The organism is Bartonella sp. AP57NXGY, assembly GCF_042195805.1.
Classification (GTDB): Bacteria; Pseudomonadota; Alphaproteobacteria; order Rhizobiales; family Rhizobiaceae; genus Bartonella.
In genome coordinates, this window is sequence record NZ_JBHIOZ010000016.1 from 1 (window position 1) to 3552 (window position 3552).

Genomic DNA, 3552 nt, shown 5'->3' on the forward strand with positions numbered 1-3552 from the left:
CTCAATTCCAAATTGATGCAGCAATATCCATTTATGGGATTAACGGAGCCTGCTAACATTTTGGTTATGCCTGGATATCACGCATCTTCCATTGCAAGCAAAATGTTACAAGAACTCGGTGAAGCAACTATCATTGGTCCTATTTTAATTGGATTGGAAAAATCTGTCCAAATTGTACCGTTTAGTGGGAGCGATACAGATGTTGTCAATATTGCAATGCTTGCGGCTTATCATGCCGCAAAAGTCGTCTAAAGGAAAAAAGCCCCTAATATACCAATAATATATCAAGGGGCTTTTTGATAGCAAAAAAATAAATTTTTTAAGAGGGCTGTATTTGATTGTCTTTTTGCTCTTCAGAAAGACGCTTTTGGAAGAGTGCTGCAAAATCAATAGGATCAATCCACAAAGGTGGAAAACCACCACTTTGAGTAGCATCAGATATAATTTGGCGAGCAAATGGAAATAAAAGACGGGGACATTCAATAAAGACCAGTGGCATAACATGTTCTTGTGGAATGTTTTTAAGGTGAAAAACACCACCGTAAATAAGTTCTACATGAAATAAGGTTTCAGTTTCATCATTGGCTTTGACGGAGAGAGACAAAACGACATCATAATTGTCATCACCAATTGGGTTAGCATTGACGTTAATATTGATATCAATTTGTGGTGATTTTTCACGTGCACGTAATGAACGAGGAGCACCAGGGTTTTCGAATGATAAATCTTTTAAATATTGAGTTAATACAGCAAAAACCGGCTCTCCACCACTGTTATTCATTTCATCTTCGGCCATACGACAAACCTCTTCCATTATAATATGTATATTTATTTTAGATCTAAAGACCAGATTGGTTATCACGCCTTGCAAAAGGTTGCAAGAAATGCGCTCTTTATCTTGAATATTTTTTTAGTTTGTTACAGATTTTTTAGGCATTTCAATGGTTATCATCATTTTTGCGCCATGGAGATTCTGTCGTATCATGAATTGTGTAATCTTCTGCTTTTAGATCAATTATTTTTTCAGAGTCATTTTTTCTTTTAGTATTGGGATTCATTTTGTTTTTTAATGATGCAAAGAAATGCCAAGCAACAGAGCGAATTGGTTTAATAAGAAGTAATATTCCCAAAAGGTCAGTTACAAAGCCGGGAAGAATAAGTAAAATTGCACTAAACATGATGAAAGCATCATTAATAATATTATTCTCTAATGTGCGTCCTTGGATAAGTTCATTTTGTATATTTTTTAAGAGGCTAATCCCTTGAATTCGCAATAAAACAACCCCAACTATGGTTGTGAGAATAACCAAGCTCAAGGTTGCCAAAATACCAATTTCTTGACCAACAAAGATAAAACCAGCAATCTCGATTAAAAGAATGCAAAGAAAGATAACAACAAAAAAACGAGGATTTATAGAATAAAGTTTTATCACATGAAAGTTTCCTTCTAGATGAGTAGGGGGAGAAATTCTTAAGAGAACTCCGTTTAAATACAAAATCTATAAAAATATTTGAATGATAAGATTCCTTATTTTACATATTTATTGATAAATGGTATTGACTGCAATGTTTATTAGAGACTTAAGCTTTGGAGATTGACAGCGCCTATGGAATTTGACGTTATACTTGTCATAGCTCTTGTTGTTATGGTTGTTATTTTTGTGCAACTCCGTAATGTATTAGGGAAACGAATTGGGTTTGAAAAGCCACCCTTTGATCCTTATTCACGACGTTCTAAAAAACAAGTTGAAGCAGAAACGGCTGATAATATTGTTTCGTTCCCTCATCAGAAAAATTCACAAAAAGACGACTTTAGTGAAATTGATAAAATTTCACCGGAGGGGAGTGTTTTGAATAAAAATTTGCGGGAATTTCATAGAATTGATCCTCATTTTTCTCCTCAACTTTTTATAAAAGGTGCACAAATTGCGTATGAAATGATTGTAACAGCTTTTGCCAAAGGTGATCGCAATCAACTTAAAAGCTTGCTTTGTCAGGATGTTTTTGAGAGCTTTTGTATGGCTATTGAGCAACGAGAAAAAAATAAAGAAAGAATAGAATTCACTTTTGTTGGAATTAATAAGGCCGAATTTGTTGCGGCGGCAATACAAGAAAAAGATGAACTTTTAACGATACGTATTGTCAGTGAGATGATTTCTGTTACTTATAATGAACAGGGCGAGCGTATAGACGGTGATCCTGATGCTATTGTAGAAATCAGGGATATTTGGACTTTTGTTCGCAATAGTTTATCGTCAGATCCCAACTGGAAGCTTTTTGCTACAGAAAATGAAAATTAAAATACTTTTTGTTTTTCTTCCATAAGCATTCAATGATTTATGAGAAATTAAAATGTCCTCAAGTAAATGGAGACAAAAAAGAGATTTATTGGCTTCACAAGATCGTCTTTTATGGGAGATGGTTTGTCGTACGATAACACCGCTTCACGGTAAGATGCTCTCTTCTGCTTCAGAAACTATTGCAAATATTAATGATAAAAAACAGCCTGTAACTCAAATCTCCTCATTGTCTCAGGAAAATCAACAACCCTCGACAATTATTAAAAGAGAAAAGAGGTCAGTTACACAAGCACAAAAGATTCATTTCTTTGATCATGTTGCATATCGTAAAATTTCCCAAGGTCGTTGTCCTCTTGAGGCGCGTCTTGATCTCCATGGTTATATACAGGAAGAAGCTTATTTTTTCTTAAAAAAATTTCTACAGTCCTCTCAGCAGAGAGGATTGCGTTATGTCCTTGTGATTACAGGAAAAGGACGATCCGTTGGGAGCGATGGAGCTTTGTATAGATTTGTTCCGTATTGGTTATCAACACCAGCTTTTCGATATTATGTCCACGCGTTTGAGCAAGCAGCGCGTCAGCATGGCGGAGAAGGTGCGCTTTATGTTTGGTTGCGCCGTTTTGTGTCGGGAGAAGGAAAGTGATGTTATTGTGGTCGCTCTAGATTTTATATTTATTTATACTTATAATTTATTGTTTTTGTATATTTCGTAAGAGCCTTGAATACAATATTCCCTTCTTTATAATTTTTTATAAAAAATTATAAAGATATTATTTTACATTCTACGTATTGCTTCACGCTTTTGTTTATCGCATTCTTTAACGGGGCACATCCCTCACGCAAAACAGAATGACATTGAATTGCATGTATTCACAGGCTTGTTTTAAAGAAATATCTCTCAACGCTCCCAAGCCTATTTTGCGACGGCATCCGTGAAGAGTATAATGATAAATCCATGAAGCACCCCCTATCTTTATACTTAATAAAAGGGCAATCTGGCATCATCATACACTTTGCCATCTCCCAATGTTGCAACAACCCTTTAAGTCCTTGGCACTTGAAAGCATTTATAAGAGGCATGCTTTTCTTTAAGTGTTTTTAACTCTCCACAGTTCTCATCTCGCTCGTGACGCCCAAACAAAAGATTTTGATTGATTCAATATAAGAGGACTTAAAATGAGAGAGATATAAATGGATCTCATTCAGGTTGCAAAGCGATAAATTATTTTTATAAACCACAGCATTACTCTAT

General features: G+C 35.1%; 5 protein-coding genes and 1 pseudogene. 3 read left to right on the forward strand and 3 right to left on the reverse strand.

The window, feature by feature from the left end:
• On the forward strand, window positions 1-252 hold a 252-nt coding region (locus ACFIL8_RS03510; protein WP_375688932.1), incomplete at its 5' end, for a phosphate acyltransferase.
• A 67-nt stretch (window positions 253-319) separates the two neighbouring features.
• Here the strand turns inward: ACFIL8_RS03510 and secB are convergent.
• A complete protein-coding gene (gene secB / locus ACFIL8_RS03515) occupies window positions 320-796 on the reverse strand; it encodes a protein-export chaperone SecB (RefSeq protein ID WP_375611417.1) in 477 nt (158 codons plus the stop codon).
• A gap of 142 nt (window positions 797-938) precedes the next feature.
• Entirely contained in the window at window positions 939-1433 is a 495-nt protein-coding gene (locus ACFIL8_RS03520; RefSeq protein ID WP_375612822.1) for an FxsA family protein, read from the reverse strand.
• Between the two features lie 174 nt (window positions 1434-1607).
• Here ACFIL8_RS03520 and ACFIL8_RS03525 point away from each other — a divergent pair, with 174 nt between their 5' ends.
• Together ACFIL8_RS03525 and ACFIL8_RS03530 are read left to right on the forward strand one after the other, a co-directional pair.
• The gene (locus ACFIL8_RS03525) at window positions 1608-2300 is read left to right on the forward strand and encodes a Tim44/TimA family putative adaptor protein (protein ID WP_375612823.1); all 693 of its coding nucleotides are present in this window, start codon (window positions 1608-1610) and stop codon (window positions 2298-2300) included.
• Window positions 2301-2352: 52 nt separating this feature from the next.
• Entirely contained in the window at window positions 2353-2943 is a 591-nt protein-coding gene (locus ACFIL8_RS03530; protein ID WP_375612824.1) for a Smr/MutS family protein, read from the forward strand.
• Window positions 2944-3078: 135 nt separating this feature from the next.
• Here the strand turns inward: ACFIL8_RS03530 and ACFIL8_RS03535 are convergent.
• Window positions 3079-3327, reverse strand: a pseudogene (locus tag ACFIL8_RS03535) (Arm DNA-binding domain-containing protein); the annotation flags it as partial.
• Between the last annotated feature and the right edge of the window lie 225 nt (window positions 3328-3552).